The sequence below is a fragment of the Lacinutrix sp. genome, from assembly GCF_023299985.1.
Taxonomy (GTDB): domain Bacteria; phylum Bacteroidota; class Bacteroidia; order Flavobacteriales; family Flavobacteriaceae; genus Lacinutrix.
Genome location: NZ_JALZVX010000080.1, coordinates 30,063 through 43,881 on the forward strand (window position 1 = coordinate 30,063; position 13,819 = coordinate 43,881).

Annotated in this window: 11 protein-coding genes, 1 tRNA gene and 2 rRNA genes; 1 reads left to right on the forward strand and 13 read right to left on the reverse strand. The window is 31.2% G+C overall.

What is annotated here, in order from left to right:
- Positions 1 to 2: 2 nt before the first annotated feature.
- From Q0C58_RS04145 to Q0C58_RS04190, 10 genes are all read right to left on the reverse strand, one after another.
- Positions 3 to 815, reverse strand: coding sequence for an alpha/beta hydrolase (locus tag Q0C58_RS04145; RefSeq protein ID WP_290697926.1), 813 nt, complete (start codon positions 813 to 815; stop codon positions 3 to 5).
- 101 nt (positions 816 to 916) lie between these two features.
- A tRNA-Val gene (locus tag Q0C58_RS04150) sits at positions 917 to 991 on the reverse strand.
- A gap of 64 nt (positions 992 to 1,055) precedes the next feature.
- Complete coding sequence (locus Q0C58_RS04155) at positions 1,056 to 2,273, reverse strand: folylpolyglutamate synthase/dihydrofolate synthase family protein (RefSeq protein WP_290697928.1); 1,218 nt, start codon at positions 2,271 to 2,273, stop codon at positions 1,056 to 1,058.
- Between the two features lie 2 nt (positions 2,274 to 2,275).
- Entirely contained in the window at positions 2,276 to 3,154 is an 879-nt protein-coding gene (locus tag Q0C58_RS04160; RefSeq protein ID WP_290697930.1) for an energy transducer TonB, read from the reverse strand.
- Between the two features lie 31 nt (positions 3,155 to 3,185).
- Entirely contained in the window at positions 3,186 to 4,352 is a 1,167-nt protein-coding gene (locus Q0C58_RS04165) for a hypothetical protein (protein WP_290697932.1), read from the reverse strand.
- 88 nt (positions 4,353 to 4,440) lie between these two features.
- Entirely contained in the window at positions 4,441 to 4,833 is a 393-nt protein-coding gene (locus Q0C58_RS04170; RefSeq protein WP_290697935.1) for a biopolymer transporter ExbD, read from the reverse strand.
- 10 nt (positions 4,834 to 4,843) lie between these two features.
- Complete coding sequence (locus Q0C58_RS04175) at positions 4,844 to 5,545, reverse strand: MotA/TolQ/ExbB proton channel family protein (protein WP_290697938.1); 702 nt, start codon at positions 5,543 to 5,545, stop codon at positions 4,844 to 4,846.
- Between the two features lie 50 nt (positions 5,546 to 5,595).
- Positions 5,596 to 7,023: a sodium:proton antiporter NhaD gene (gene nhaD, locus Q0C58_RS04180; protein ID WP_290697940.1), complete on the reverse strand. Its 1,428-nt coding sequence runs from the start codon at positions 7,021 to 7,023 to the stop codon at positions 5,596 to 5,598.
- Positions 7,024 to 7,039: 16 nt separating this feature from the next.
- Positions 7,040 to 8,266 (reverse strand): Glu/Leu/Phe/Val dehydrogenase dimerization domain-containing protein, encoded by a 1,227-nt coding sequence (locus Q0C58_RS04185; protein ID WP_290697943.1) that lies wholly within the window; start codon positions 8,264 to 8,266, stop codon positions 7,040 to 7,042.
- A 150-nt stretch (positions 8,267 to 8,416) separates the two neighbouring features.
- Entirely contained in the window at positions 8,417 to 9,481 is a 1,065-nt protein-coding gene (locus Q0C58_RS04190; protein WP_290697946.1) for an anhydro-N-acetylmuramic acid kinase, read from the reverse strand.
- Between the two features lie 91 nt (positions 9,482 to 9,572).
- On the opposite strand from Q0C58_RS04190, the gene Q0C58_RS04195 reads away from it, so the two are divergent.
- On the forward strand, positions 9,573 to 10,712 hold the full coding sequence (locus Q0C58_RS04195) for an acyl-CoA dehydrogenase (protein WP_290697949.1): 1,140 nt from the start codon (positions 9,573 to 9,575) through the stop codon (positions 10,710 to 10,712).
- A 53-nt stretch (positions 10,713 to 10,765) separates the two neighbouring features.
- On the opposite strand, the gene Q0C58_RS04200 is transcribed toward Q0C58_RS04195, so the two are convergent.
- From Q0C58_RS04200 to Q0C58_RS04210, 3 genes are all read right to left on the reverse strand, one after another.
- Positions 10,766 to 13,204, reverse strand: a complete 2,439-nt coding sequence (locus Q0C58_RS04200) for a helix-turn-helix domain-containing protein (RefSeq protein ID WP_290697952.1) — start codon at positions 13,202 to 13,204, stop codon at positions 10,766 to 10,768.
- A gap of 213 nt (positions 13,205 to 13,417) precedes the next feature.
- Positions 13,418 to 13,525: ribosomal RNA gene (gene rrf, locus Q0C58_RS04205) — 5S ribosomal RNA — on the reverse strand.
- A gap of 132 nt (positions 13,526 to 13,657) precedes the next feature.
- A 23S ribosomal RNA gene (locus Q0C58_RS04210) occupies positions 13,658 to 13,819 on the reverse strand; the annotation flags it as partial.

Consider the following 13,819-nt stretch of genomic DNA (forward strand, 5'->3'; position numbering starts at 1 on the left):
ACCTATATCTTATCTAAAAAAGCTTTAAACATTTCTCTATACTCTTTATAACCTTTTGTAGAGTCCCAAAGTGCTCTAGAACCATGAATACCTTCTTCTTTAGGTTTATAATGAAAAAGATTGTTTGTTTTCATCTTACTTACTAGTGTTGTTAAGGCTTCCGTTTCTGAAAGAGAAGCTGTAACAAAAGTAGGTTTTGCTATGTCTTTTATCTCATTTTGAATACTCATACCTTTGTAGTATTCTCCTGGACTAAAAGCAGCAATGGCTTTAACTTTATTATTATTTTCACCTATTAACATCGCTAAAGTAGCAGAATAAGAACTTCCAACAAGTACTATTTGCAAATTACCATTGTCTTTATAAACATAATCGATTGCAGCAATAATGTCTGGTTTAGCATCTATATAATCTGTATTTATTTTTTTTGCCTTTGCTAATTTAGCCGTTTCATTTACAACACTATTAACACCATTACCAGATCTTTGATCTATTGCCATAACACTATAACCATAACTATTTAAAAGTAATGCTGTGTCTTTATATTCTCCTCTACTATAACCAGCCTGGTGACATAGTAGAATAGTAATTGGGTTGTTTTCTACTTTATAAACGTCTGCTGTAATAGTTAAACCATCGTGAGATGGAAAAGTTATGGTTTCCTTAGACATTTGTTTATTCCCATTCTTAATACTCCCTTCTAAACTAGCCAGTTTTTCATCTATAACAGAAGACTTATTATCAATAGTTTTTTTATCATTTTTACATGACATGATAATGAAGCATAAAGGCAATAAGAACAGTAGATTTTTCATTTTGTGATTTTATTTAAAGATAATAAAAAATAAGCAACGTATGAAAATGATAGACACAAAAAAAGCCTAATGAAATTTCATTAGGCTTTTTTAAATTTATGTGGGCGACAAGGGATTCGAACCCCTGACCCCTTGGGTGTAAACCAAGTGCTCTGAACCAACTGAGCTAGTCGCCCTTGTTATTAGGAGTGCAAATATACATGAGATTTTGATTACACAAAAGTTTTTTTGTAAAAATTTTTAAATAATTTCAGCAACTACGAAAGTACTTCCTCCAATAAAAATAACATCACGATTTTCAGCATTTTCTAAAGCCTTTTTATGTGCTTCACTTACAGAGTTATAAGTGTTAGAAATCAAGCTGTTTGAATCGAAATATTCTTTAAGTTTGTATTGATCTAATCCTCTAGAAATATTTGGTTTGCAAAGATAATATTGAGCTTTAATTGGTAATAAATCTATAATAGAATCTAAATTCTTATCATTTACTACTCCGAAAACGATATGTAAATTACTATATTCTTCATTTTGAAGTTGATTCATTACTATTGCTAGTCCTTCTCTATTATGTGCTGTATCACATATAACTTTTGGACCCTCTTTTAATATTTGCCATCTGCCTAGTAAACCTGTATTATGAACTACTTTAAAAAACCCATTTATAATATTTTTTTCAGATATATGAAACCCTTTAAGTTGAATTTCTTTGAGCGTTTGAACTACAGTTATAATATTTTTTTGTTGATAATTACCTATTAAATCGGTTTGGTATTTTTTTGTTTTAACTCTATCTGCGAAAATAATTTTTGTTCTACTATTCTTAACTATATCTTTAAATATTTCTTTAGTTTCCTTTTGAGTTTCTCCTATTACAACTGGAATATTTGATTTTATTATTCCTCCTTTCTCTTTAGCTATTGACTGGAGAGTGTTTCCTAAAAACTGCGTATGATCTAATCCAATGTTAGTGATTACACAAACTTCTGGAGTTATAATATTAGTAGAATCTAATCTTCCTCCCAGACCTACTTCAATAATAGCTATATCAACTTTTTGTTTTGAAAAATACTCGAAAGCTAAGCCAACAGTCATTTCAAAAAAGGATAATGAATTAGTCTGGAAAAAGTTTTTGTTTCGTTTTATAAACTGAATAACAAATTGCTTACTTATTTTTTTACCATTGATTTTTATACGTTCTCTATAGTCTTTTAAATGCGGAGAAGTGTACAGACCAACTTTGTATCCTTCTTCTTGCAGAATTGATGCTAGCATGTGACTAGTGGAACCTTTACCATTAGTTCCAGCTACATGTATTGATTTGAATTTATTTTCGGGATTATTGAGATGATTAGCTAATAGAATAGTATTACTTAAATCTACCCTGTAAGCACTCTTACCTTGTTTTTGATACATTGGAAGTTGAGAAAACATCCAGTTTACAGTATCGTGATAAGTCATTATTATTGTCCTAATTTGAAATCTATACTCACAAAACCTATTTGTCTTGTTGGCGCTTTAGAATCTGCTTTCCATTTATGAGATTTAGCAATTTTTATTGCAGTCTCTTCTAAACAAGCAGCAGTGTTTCTTGTTCCTTTTGTTCGCTCAGCCTTAACAACTTTACCAGACCTATCAACTTCAATTTTAATAACGACTAATCCAGACTCATTACAATCCTGTACTGTTGTTTGAAAAGAAGGTTTTCCTCTTCCGTTTAAACCATAACCAACTCCTCCATTACCTGTTCCTGCATCTCCAAAATAACTTGACGCATAAGGATTACCATCTAACTGACCTTTATCTCCTGGTTGATTATCGTCACCTTCACTTCCACTTGATTCTCCATTAGAATTATTCATTCCTCCCATCATGGCATCAATTTCCGCTTTTTTCTTTGCTTCTTCAGCTTTCTTTTTTGCTTCGGCTTCTGCTTTAGCTTTTGCCTTTTTTGCAGCTTCAATTTTCGCCTTTTCTTCGGCTTGCGCTTTAGCTTTTTTTACTGCTTCAGCTTTTTTTATTGCTATAGTTTCTTCAGTGTCTTGGGTTAAAACATCTTCTTTTTCTTCTTGAGAAGCTGAAGCTTCTTCAGCTTTATCTGGTTCTGTTTGTGCTTCTTGAGGTGTTTTATTTATATTTAAATCTTTAGATTTTACTGGTTTATCTGGTTGTACATTACCACTTCCAACTGGTGAATTACCAAAATTTACTGCAACTCCATATTCTTCTGGTGGATCTTGATAACTCTGACCTATTACAAAACATAGCAGTATTAGAATAACAACTATTAATGTTGTTATTGCAGCTGAATTTTGTTCGTGTTTAGTTTTTAAGTATTTCATCTTAATTCCGCTTTTATACGTTTATATAGATTTAATCAATTTTAATACTAAGTGGAAGATTAAAAGACACAGATGCTGGTCTTCCTTGTTGTTCTCCTGGTTTCATTTTAGGCAATAGCTTTACAACTCTTTTTGCTTCTGCTTCTAATTTAGCATCTGCTGCTTTTGCTCTAATTCCTACAATTGTTCCGTTTTCGTTTATTGTAAAACGAATGTTTATTTTTTGAATGCCATTTAACCCAATATCTGAAGCTAAAATTTTATTGAAATTATTATTTAAGAATTGTTTGATTTTATCATTCATACACTTTTTTCTCGCAACATTATTTCCAGATTCGCAACCTGGATATATTGGCGAATTCTCAATTAAAGCAAAAGAAACTGTTTCTCCACCACCTTGATTATTGTTTGCTGCTGAAGCTTTTGCTGCTGCTGCTTTATCCGAAGCTGCTTTTGCTGCGGCTGCCTTAGCTGCTGCAGCTTTTGCTGCTGCTGCTTTGTCTGATGCCGCTTTTTGTGCTTTTGCCTTAGCATCTGCTGCTGCTTTAGCTTTTGCATCTTTAGCTGCTTTATCGGCTTTAGCTTTTGCTACTGCTGCTACTTTTGCTGCTGCTGCTTTATCTGCTTTTTCTTTAGCGTCTTTTGCCTCTTTTGCTTCTCTTTCTTTTTTCTCTAATTTTTCTTTTACCTCTTTAGCTTCCTTCGCTTCCTTCGCTTCTTGAACTTCTTTTTCAGTTTTAATTTTTAAAGCCTCTTCTTCTTCTTGTGCTAATAATTTTTCTGCCGCAGCTTCAGCTTCAGCCTCTTTTGCTGCTTCTTCCTCAGCTGCTTCTACAGCCTCTGCCTCAGCTTTTTCTTCTGCTAATGCTTCTTCTGCTTGTTTTTCTTCCTCAGCTATTTCTTGAGCTGTTTCTTCTTCAACTATTTCTTCAGCGACTTCATCTTCTGCTGTTTCTTCTTCAACAACCTCTTCAGACTCTTCTGGTTCTGATTCTGTATCTTGAACATTTTCAGAATTATCAGGCTGAATATTATCGCTTACAAGATTTGCATCTCCAAAATTTATTGCAACTCCATATTCTTCTGGTAATTCTTGATAATCTTGACCTACTACAAAACAGAGCAAAACAAAAATAACTATTATTAAAGTTGTTATTTTTGCTGAATTTTTTTCGTGATTTGTTTCTAAGTATTTCATGTAAATTATAGTTGTAGAACGTTTAGCTCTATAAAATGCTTTAAGTATGATATTTTAAATTATGACCAAAGTTAGATGAGACAATATGTTACTGTGACTTTACTGCCAAAGATGACTTTATCTTATTTCTATTTGCAATGTCCATAATGTAAACGACATGTTTCATTTCTACATCTTGATCTGAACGAATTGTAATTGATGGTGCTTCTTCATTTCCTAGTTTTGACATTAGTTCTGCTTCTAAAGCATCTTTAGAAACTTTTTTCATGTCTATATAATAATTGGTATCCTTATCTACACTTACAGATATGTTTTTTGTCTGTGTGGTTTTACTTGTCGATTTTGGTAACAACAAATCTATAGCTTCGGCAGAAACTAGTGTTGATGCAATCATAAAAAAGATAAGTAGTAGGAATACAATATCTGTCATTGAAGACATATTGAATTCTGGTGTTACTTTATTTCTTCCGCGTAAATTCATGAATTAGTTTTTAAATTGGTTCGTTTAAAAGGTCTAAAAACTCTAACGAGTTTGCTTCCATTTTGTAAACTATTTTATCTGTTTTTACAACTATGTGGTTGTATGCAATATATGCAACGATACCTACTACTAGTCCTCCTACGGTTGTTGTCATTGCTGTATATAGACCATCTGCTAATGTTTTAATATCTATAGAACCACCAGAATTTGCTATTTCGAATATAGACAGTATCATTCCAATAACTGTTCCAAGAAATCCAATCATTGGTGCTGCACCTGAAATTGTTGCTAATACACTTACGTTTTTTTCTAGACTATAAACTTCTAAACGTCCTGCATTTTGAATTGCTGTATTAATATCGTCTAAAGGTTTCCCTATTCTAGAAATACCTTTACTAATTAATCTTGATACAGGTGAGTTTGCTTGAGAACATAAATTTTGAGCGGAATCAATTTTTCCATCACTTACGTAATCTTTAATTTGATTCATAAAGTTTGAATCTACTTTAGAAGCCTCTTTAATAGCAAGGAGTCTTTCAAAATAAATATATAATGCAATTACAAATAAAACAAATAACAGACCTATTATTACTATTCCTGCTGTTCCTCCAGTTGTTATTAATTCTATTATTGATAGTGTTTTTTCTCCTGTTTCTCCATCTAATAAAGCTTCTGTATCTTGAGCCGTTTCTTGTATAAAAGTGCTAATCATTTTGTGTGGTTTTATAAGTGTATAACGTTTTTGTTTTTAATTACGTATTTTTAAAATAGAGTTCTTGTAAATAGGAATACTAATGCTCCAGCTAAGAAACCTACTAATGCTAGCCAAGATATTTTTTTAAAGTACCAGAAAAAATCTATTTTTTCCATTCCCATTGCAACAACACCTGCTGCAGATCCAATAATTAACATACTTCCTCCTGTACCTGCTGAATAAGCTATAAAGTGCCATAATTGGTCGTCCATAGATTCTGTAAACATACCTAAACTTGCTGCTACTAATGGTACATTGTCTATTACGGCAGATCCAACACCTAATAAAAGAACTACTAAATCTGACACTTCTGTTCCTGCCATTTCTGTTCCCATTAACGGTATACCCTCTTTTAAAGTAGATGCAAAACCAAATAATGTGCCTAAAGATTCTAAAGCTGCTACTGCCATTAAAATTCCCAAGAAAAAAAGTATACTTGGTAATTCTATTTTAGATAACGAGTGGTGTACTGGACTATGGTGTGCATTTGCTTCGCTAACTTCATCGTCTATTTCTGTTAGGCTAAATTTAGATGAACTGTAAATCTCTGCGAAAATTGCTACGATTCCTAAAGATAACATCATGCCAACGTAAGGCGGTAAATGTGTAACAACTTTGAAGATTGGTACAAATATTATTGCTCCTAAACCTAAATATAGCATAGTGCCACTAAAACGACTTTTAGGCTTCTTGTTTGTTTCTTCTTCAATATCTAAATTACCTTTGAAAGCAGGTAAAAATGACGCAATAAAAGCAGGTACAATCATACATACTAATGATGGTAAAAATAAATACCCAAATAAATATCCTGTAGATACTTTATTACCAATCCAAAGCATTGTAGTTGTAACATCTCCAATTGGAGAGAAAGCACCTCCTGCATTTGCGGCGATTATTATTAACCCTGCATACCAAATACGTACGTTTCTATCTTTAACAATTTTTTGAAGTATTGATATTAAAACTATTGTTGCTGTTAAATTGTCTATAATAGCAGATAATACAAATGCTAAACCACAGAAAATCCATAAAATTTTAGATTTCTTTTTAGTTTTTATAAAGTTTTTTATTGTTGAGAACCCATCGAAATAGTCAATAATTTCTACAATAGTCATTGCTCCTAATAAAAACACTAAAATCTCAGCTGTTTTACCTAAGTGATGCAATAAGGTTTCTTCCATTATGTGCATTCTTCCATGTACAATATCTCCAGCAGTATTAGTTGTGTCTTCTAAACCTAAAGAAGTATAACCTTTAACCAAACCATGATTAGCCGAATCGAACCATTGTGTAAACGAGTCTAATCCTAAAGAAATTAATGCCCAACTAATAGCCATCATCACTAAAGCAGGAATTAATTTATCTATTTTAATACTGTGTTCTAAAGTAATGGCTAAATAACCAAATACAAATACAAGAATAATTACTGTTTCCATAGTTTACTATAAAGGTTTAAACAAGTTGAGTTAATGCAATTTCGAATGCTGTTTTACTAATTTCTGTTTTGCTTGGGTTTTTATTGTACGTATTTTGAATTGCTTTTTTTATAATACTTGATGTATCGTCAAATATGGCATCATCTGTCATTTGTACTTTACGTTCCATAAAATATGCGAATACTCTAGCCATACCACAGTTTGAAATAAAGTCTGGAATTAAACTTACTTTTTCGTCTGTAGACTCCATGATGCTTCCAAAGAAAATTTCCTTGTCTGCAAAAGGCACATTTGCTCCACATGATATAACCTCTAATCCTGTATTAATCATCTGGCTAATTTGGTCTTGAGTTATTAATCGTGAAGCAGCACAAGGTGCAAATATTTCTGTTTGTAGTGACCAAATGCGCTCATTCATTTCTGAGAATGGAATCATGTTTTCTGTAGCGAGTGTATTGCCATCTTTTGTTAAGAAGAAATTTGTGATTTCATCAAAAGAAAAACCGTTTTCGTTAATAACACCTCCTGATATATCAATAATTCCAACAATTTTAGCACCCATTTGAGCTAAGTAGTATGCTGCAGCAGATCCTACGTTTCCAAAACCTTGAACAACTGCTCGCTTACCAACTACACTTCCTCCATAAATTTCGTAATAATGTTTTACTGCTTCGGCAACACCATAACCAGTAATCATATCTGCGATTGTATATTTTTTAGCAACGTTTGGAGAAAAACCTGGATTTTCAATAACTTTAATAACACCTTGACGTAATTGTCCTATTCTATTAATTTTATCAGCTTCTGTGGGTTTAAAATGTCCATTAAAAACACCTTCTTGAGGATGCCAAACTCCAGATTGTTCTGTAATTGGAATTACTTCGTGAATTTCATCTACATTTAAATCTCCTCCTGTTCCATAATAGCTTTTAAGTAATGGTGAAACAGCTTTATACCAACGCTCTAAAACTCCTTTTTTTCTTGGGTCTTTAGGATCAAAATTAATACCTGATTTTGCACCTCCAATTGCTGGTCCAGAAACAGTAAATTTAACTTCCATTGTTTTTGCTAGAGATAAAACCTCGTTCATGTCAAGACCTTTTCTCATTCTTGTTCCTCCTCCTGCAGCTCCTCCACGAAGTGAGTTTATTACTGTCCAACCTTCAGCTTCAGTCTCTGCATCTTTCCAATTAAAGATTATTTCTGGTTCTTTATTTTCGTATTTTTTTAGTAGTTCTTTCATTTAAAGTGTCTTGAATCTTATTTAACTTTTAATTATTTTTTATCTTTAATTTAAGCTAAGCGTAGCTAAAGTTGATTCATTTTGAAAGTTTTATATTAGTTTAACAAATATAAAAAACTAAAGGTGCTTAATGTTAAAATTTTCGTTTTTTTAAGATGAAAAAATAACACCTGAAGAATGGTCTTTTTTTGCGCCTGTAACACTAGCTAAACAATTGTTTTCATTTCTAAGTTTTAAAACACCTAAAAAACCAAAAACTAAAGCCTCCTTAAACTCTATTATTTCTGTAGTAGGTGTTTTAATATTTGTATGGCTTAAATCTTTAATTCGTTCCATTAAAAAAACATTAAAAACACCACCACCAGAGACTAAAACTGAAGCTTTTTGTTGCTTATTAAGCACTTTAGAAATTTGAATAGCAATGTGCTCTACAAATGTTCTTAAAACATCTTTTATTGAAAGGTTATAACGCTCAATTAATGGAAATATAATTTGGTTAACCCATTCTAAACCTAAGGATTTGGGATAGCTTGCTTTATAGAAATCTAAGTTGTTTAATTCTTTTAATAAATTATTATCTAGTTCTCCTTCCTGTGCTAGTTTTCCTTTATTATCGTAAGCAAAACCTAATTTAGAAACATAATTATTAAGTACTATGTTAGCAGGACAAATATCGAAAGCAATACGCTTACCATTGATTTGAGTGGAGACATTTGCAAAGCCACCTAAGTTTACACAATAGTTATAATTAGAAAACAACAATGCGTCTCCTATTGGTACTAAAGGTGCTCCTTGACCTCCTAAAGCAACATCTTGTATTCTAAAATTACATACTATAGTTTTGTTTAATACTTTATGTAAAATAGGAAGGTTTCCTATTTGGTATGTTAATCTGTTTTCTGGTTCATGTAACGCAGTATGTCCATGAGAGCAAATAGCGTCAATTTCTAAAATATTATTACGTTTAATAAAGCTGTCTATAACTTCTACAAGATATAGTGAGTAATCTACATCTAATGGTTTTAATTCTTTCTTTGAGAAATTAACCAAAGTCTTTAACTTATCGATCCATTCTTCTGTGTAAGCTATAGTTTCTGCTTTAATAAGTTTGTAAGTCCAACTAATATCTAAATTAAAATTAATTAAAGCTAAATCTATTCCATCTAAAGAAGTGCCAGACATAACACCAATGACGGTGTATTCATTTTTTATCATATTCAGTAAAAATAGAAATATCTATTGACAAAAAGCCAATAAAGAGCTATATTTGTATTCAACTTTTATCAAATTAATAGTACTTATAAATATGGATTTTAGCTTAACAGAAGAACATATAATGATACGCGACGCAGCTCGTGATTTTGCGCAAACAGAATTACTACCTGGTGTTATAGAACGTGACAATAAACAAGAATTCCCTAATGAATTAGTAAAAAAAATGGGCGATTTAGGTTTTATGGGTATTATGGTAGATCCAAAATATGGAGGAAGTGGAATGGACGCAATTTCTTATGTTTTAATAATGGAAGAACTTTCTAAGATTGATGCTTCTGCTTCTGTAATTGTGTCTGTAAACAACTCGTTAGTTTGCTATGGAATAGAGGCTTATGGAAATGAAGAACAAAAACAAAAATATTTGACTAAACTCGCTACTGGTGAGTTTGTAGGTGCTTTTTGTTTAAGTGAGCCTGAAGCTGGTAGTGATGCAACTTCGCAAAGAACCACTGCAATAGACAAAGGTGATCATTACGTAATTAATGGAACAAAAAACTGGATTACAAGTGGAGGAAGATCTGATATATATTTAGTAATTGCGCAAACCGATAAACACAAAGGTTCTCATGGAATTAATGCTTTTATTGTAGAAAAAGGAACACCTGGTTTTGATATTGGACCTAAAGAAGATAAATTAGGAATAAGAGGAAGCGATACGCATACCTTGCAGTTTAATGATGTAAAAGTTCCAAAAGAAAATAGAATTGGAGCGAATGGTTCTGGATTTAGATTTGCAATGAAAACTATCTCTGGAGGACGAATAGGTATTGCAGCACAAGCATTAGGTATTGCTTCTGGAGCTTATGAACTAGCATTAAAATACTCTAAAGAACGTAAAGCTTTTGGCACAGAAATTTGCAACCATCAAGCTATTGCTTTTAAATTAGCAGATATGTATACTGAAATTGAAGCTGCAAGAATGCTTGTAATGAAGTCTGCCTGGGATAAAGACCAAGGTAATAACTATGATATGTCTAGTGCAATGGCAAAATTATATGCCTCTAAAGTAGCAATGGAACAAACAGTTGAAGCTGTACAAATTCATGGTGGAAATGGTTTTGTAAAAGAATACCATGTTGAGCGTATGATGCGTGATGCTAAGATTACACAAATTTATGAAGGTACTTCTGAAATACAAAAAATTGTAATTTCTAGAGGTGTTATCAAATAATAAATAACATTTAAAAATTATATAAAAGCTTCGGAATTTATTTCGAAGCTTTTTTATTTATTAGATAAATCGTCTAAAACCAAACGCAATTCTCCAAAAGTATATTTATTATCTATTTTATGTTTTAAATCTGAAATATTCTCAAACTTCTGTTTTGGAATAATAGCTTTTAGTTCTTTATAATGTTTTTCTGAAATTAAATCTAAAATTTTAACTTCTCCTGAAGTAATAAAACTGGCTAAATGCCCAATAATTGTATTTACATTTAAATCACGCTCCATAGCAATTTGCTCTACAGATTTGCCAGATTTAAATAATTGTAAAGAAGTTCTATTAGTATCTCCTCTTTTTCGCTTTGGTTTTGGAACTTCAAAAATCTCAACAATTTTAGACGTTTGTATATCATTTTCATCGCAATATTCCCTTATTATTTTTAATATATCGGTTCCATATTTTTTAACTCGTGTCTTACCAAAACCATTAACCTTTAATAATTCAGCTTTATTAGTTGGTAAAGTTTCACACATTTCATATAAAGATTTCTGATTAAAAATTTGATAATGAATTAAGTCTTTATCGTTAGCTATTGTGTTTCTTAATTCACGAAGCAACTCAAATAACTCTACGTTAGTAGTTCCATCAACTACTGTTTTTCTTGCTTTTTTTGGAGCTTCTTTAGCTAAGAAAACAGACTTGGCTCTTAATTCTAAGAAATTCTCAACTTTAAACCCATCAGCAAATCCTTTGAAATAAAGTAGCTTTATAGCTAATAATTCTTCAAATCCATCTAAAGCTTTAGTTAGATCATTTTCTATTGCTTTATTATCTGTAGTAAAGTTAAAAGTTTTATAAGGCTCAATAATTTTTATTTCAACTTCATTCCTATAGTAATCTAATGCCTTTATAAAACGCATTTGTATTTCTTTACTTGATTCTGGAATTAGTGTTATTTCAGAAAGCTCAGATAACTGAGTTTTAAAAGCATTTGCAACTTTAAGTAAATTTGTAATACAGTCTTTAATAGATAATAATGGAGCTTCAATTTCACCTTCAATACTTCCTCTATTTTTGTAATAAACATCTAAAACACGGTTTACAGGATATAAAAATTTATAGAAGTTAAAAATTTCGGAAATTAGATTAAGCTGAAAACTTGATTTTGATTGCTCTAAAATTTTTTCGTCAGGTTGATTTTCTTCTGCCTTTTTATTAAACGTAATTACGTTATCATCACTTATAATTTGATTAGAACTAATTTTACTTTTTAAAACTAGACCTTCTAAACTTTTACAACGACTCAGCGCTACATAAGTTTGTCCATGAGCAAAAGCTCCTTGAGCATCTATTATAGCTTTTTCAAAAGTTAAACCTTGGCTTTTATGTATTGTAATTGACCAAGCTAAACGTAATGGCATTTGTGTATAAGATCCAATTCTATTTTCAGTTATTTCTTTAGTATCATTATCAACGGTATAATTTATATTTTCCCATAATTCTGGAGTAGTAATAATATTGAAATCATCGTTTGGACATTTTACAACAACTTCATTCTTATCTAATAGAATCACTTTTCCAATTTTACCATTAAAATAACGTTTATCAGCAGAACTATCATTCTTAATAAACATAACTTGAGCACCAACTTTCAACATTAATTCCTCCTTATTAGGATATGAAAATTCTGGAAATTTACCGTCTATGGATGCTTTATAACAAAGCTTAAAACCATTTAATTTATCCAGCTCTGTTTTATTAGTTTTTTCTGCTTTATTATTATGAGTTGTTAAAGAAATATAACCTTCTTCTTCTTTAGGTGAAAAATCTGGTTCAAATCTTTTGTTTAATTCATCGGCAGAAGATTGAGTTAAAGTATTTGTTCTAATTTCATTTAAAATATCTATAAATTTAGGATTATCTTGTCTGTAAATATGTCTTAATTCAACGGTTACAGCATTACATTCTTTGTATGACAAACTACTAAAAAAGAAAGCATTTTTATAAAAAGGTTTTAATAAATGCCATTCATTTTCTTTTACAACAGGAGATAATTGTTGTAAGTCTCCAATCATTAATATCTGTACACCTCCAAAAACAAGGTCTCTATTCCTATATCTTTTTAAAGTTTTATCAATACCATCTAATAAATCTGCTCGAACCATACTAATTTCATCAATAACTAATAAATCCATAGATTTAATAATATTAATTTTCGTTCTACCGAATTTCCTATTAAATCCTACGGAACCATTTAGGTCATCATTAGGTAGTATAGGTCCAAATGGCATCTGAAAAAAAGAATGTATAGTTACTCCTTTAGCATTGATAGCTGCAACTCCTGTTGGAGCCACAACTACCATTCTTTTTAGAGATTTCATTTTTAACTTGTGTAAAAAAGTAGTTTTGCCAGTTCCTGCTTTTCCAGTCAAGAACACATTCCTGTCAGTATTATTAACAAAATTCCAAGCTAAATCTAATTCCTTATTTGTCGTCATTTATAGTTTTTGAATATAAACCCATAAGATAATTAAAATGAATATTTAATATGCTTCGTTTCTAATAAAAATAAAAACTTATTATTGGCTATGTTCTTTTTTTTATAAAAAAGAAACACAAAAAAGGATGCTAGTATTATCACTCACTAAAGCCAATACTAAAAAGTTTTAAACAAAAAAATCCTAAACAACTAAATGTTTAGGATTCTCTAAAAAAGGCGACGACCTACTCTCCCACAAGTGTAGTACCATCGGCGCAAATAGGCTTAACTTCTCTGTTCGGAATGGTAAGAGGTGAGCCCTATCGCTATAATCACCTTAAATTTTTCGGTGTGTGTAGTTTATATTTCATAATCTACTTACCGTATAAAATAACATATTGAAAAAAGGTCGATAATCAACTATTTACATGAAAACTTAAATATTATATTGTATTTAATAAAAAAACAGGCGTACAATAAGCCTATGGGTTATTAGTATCACTCGGCTATGACATTACTGCCTTTACACCTATGACCTATCAACGTGGTAATCTCCCACGACCCTTTAAAGAAATCTCATCTTGTGGTGGGTTTCGCGCTTATATGCTTTCAGCGCTTATCCCTTCCCAACGTA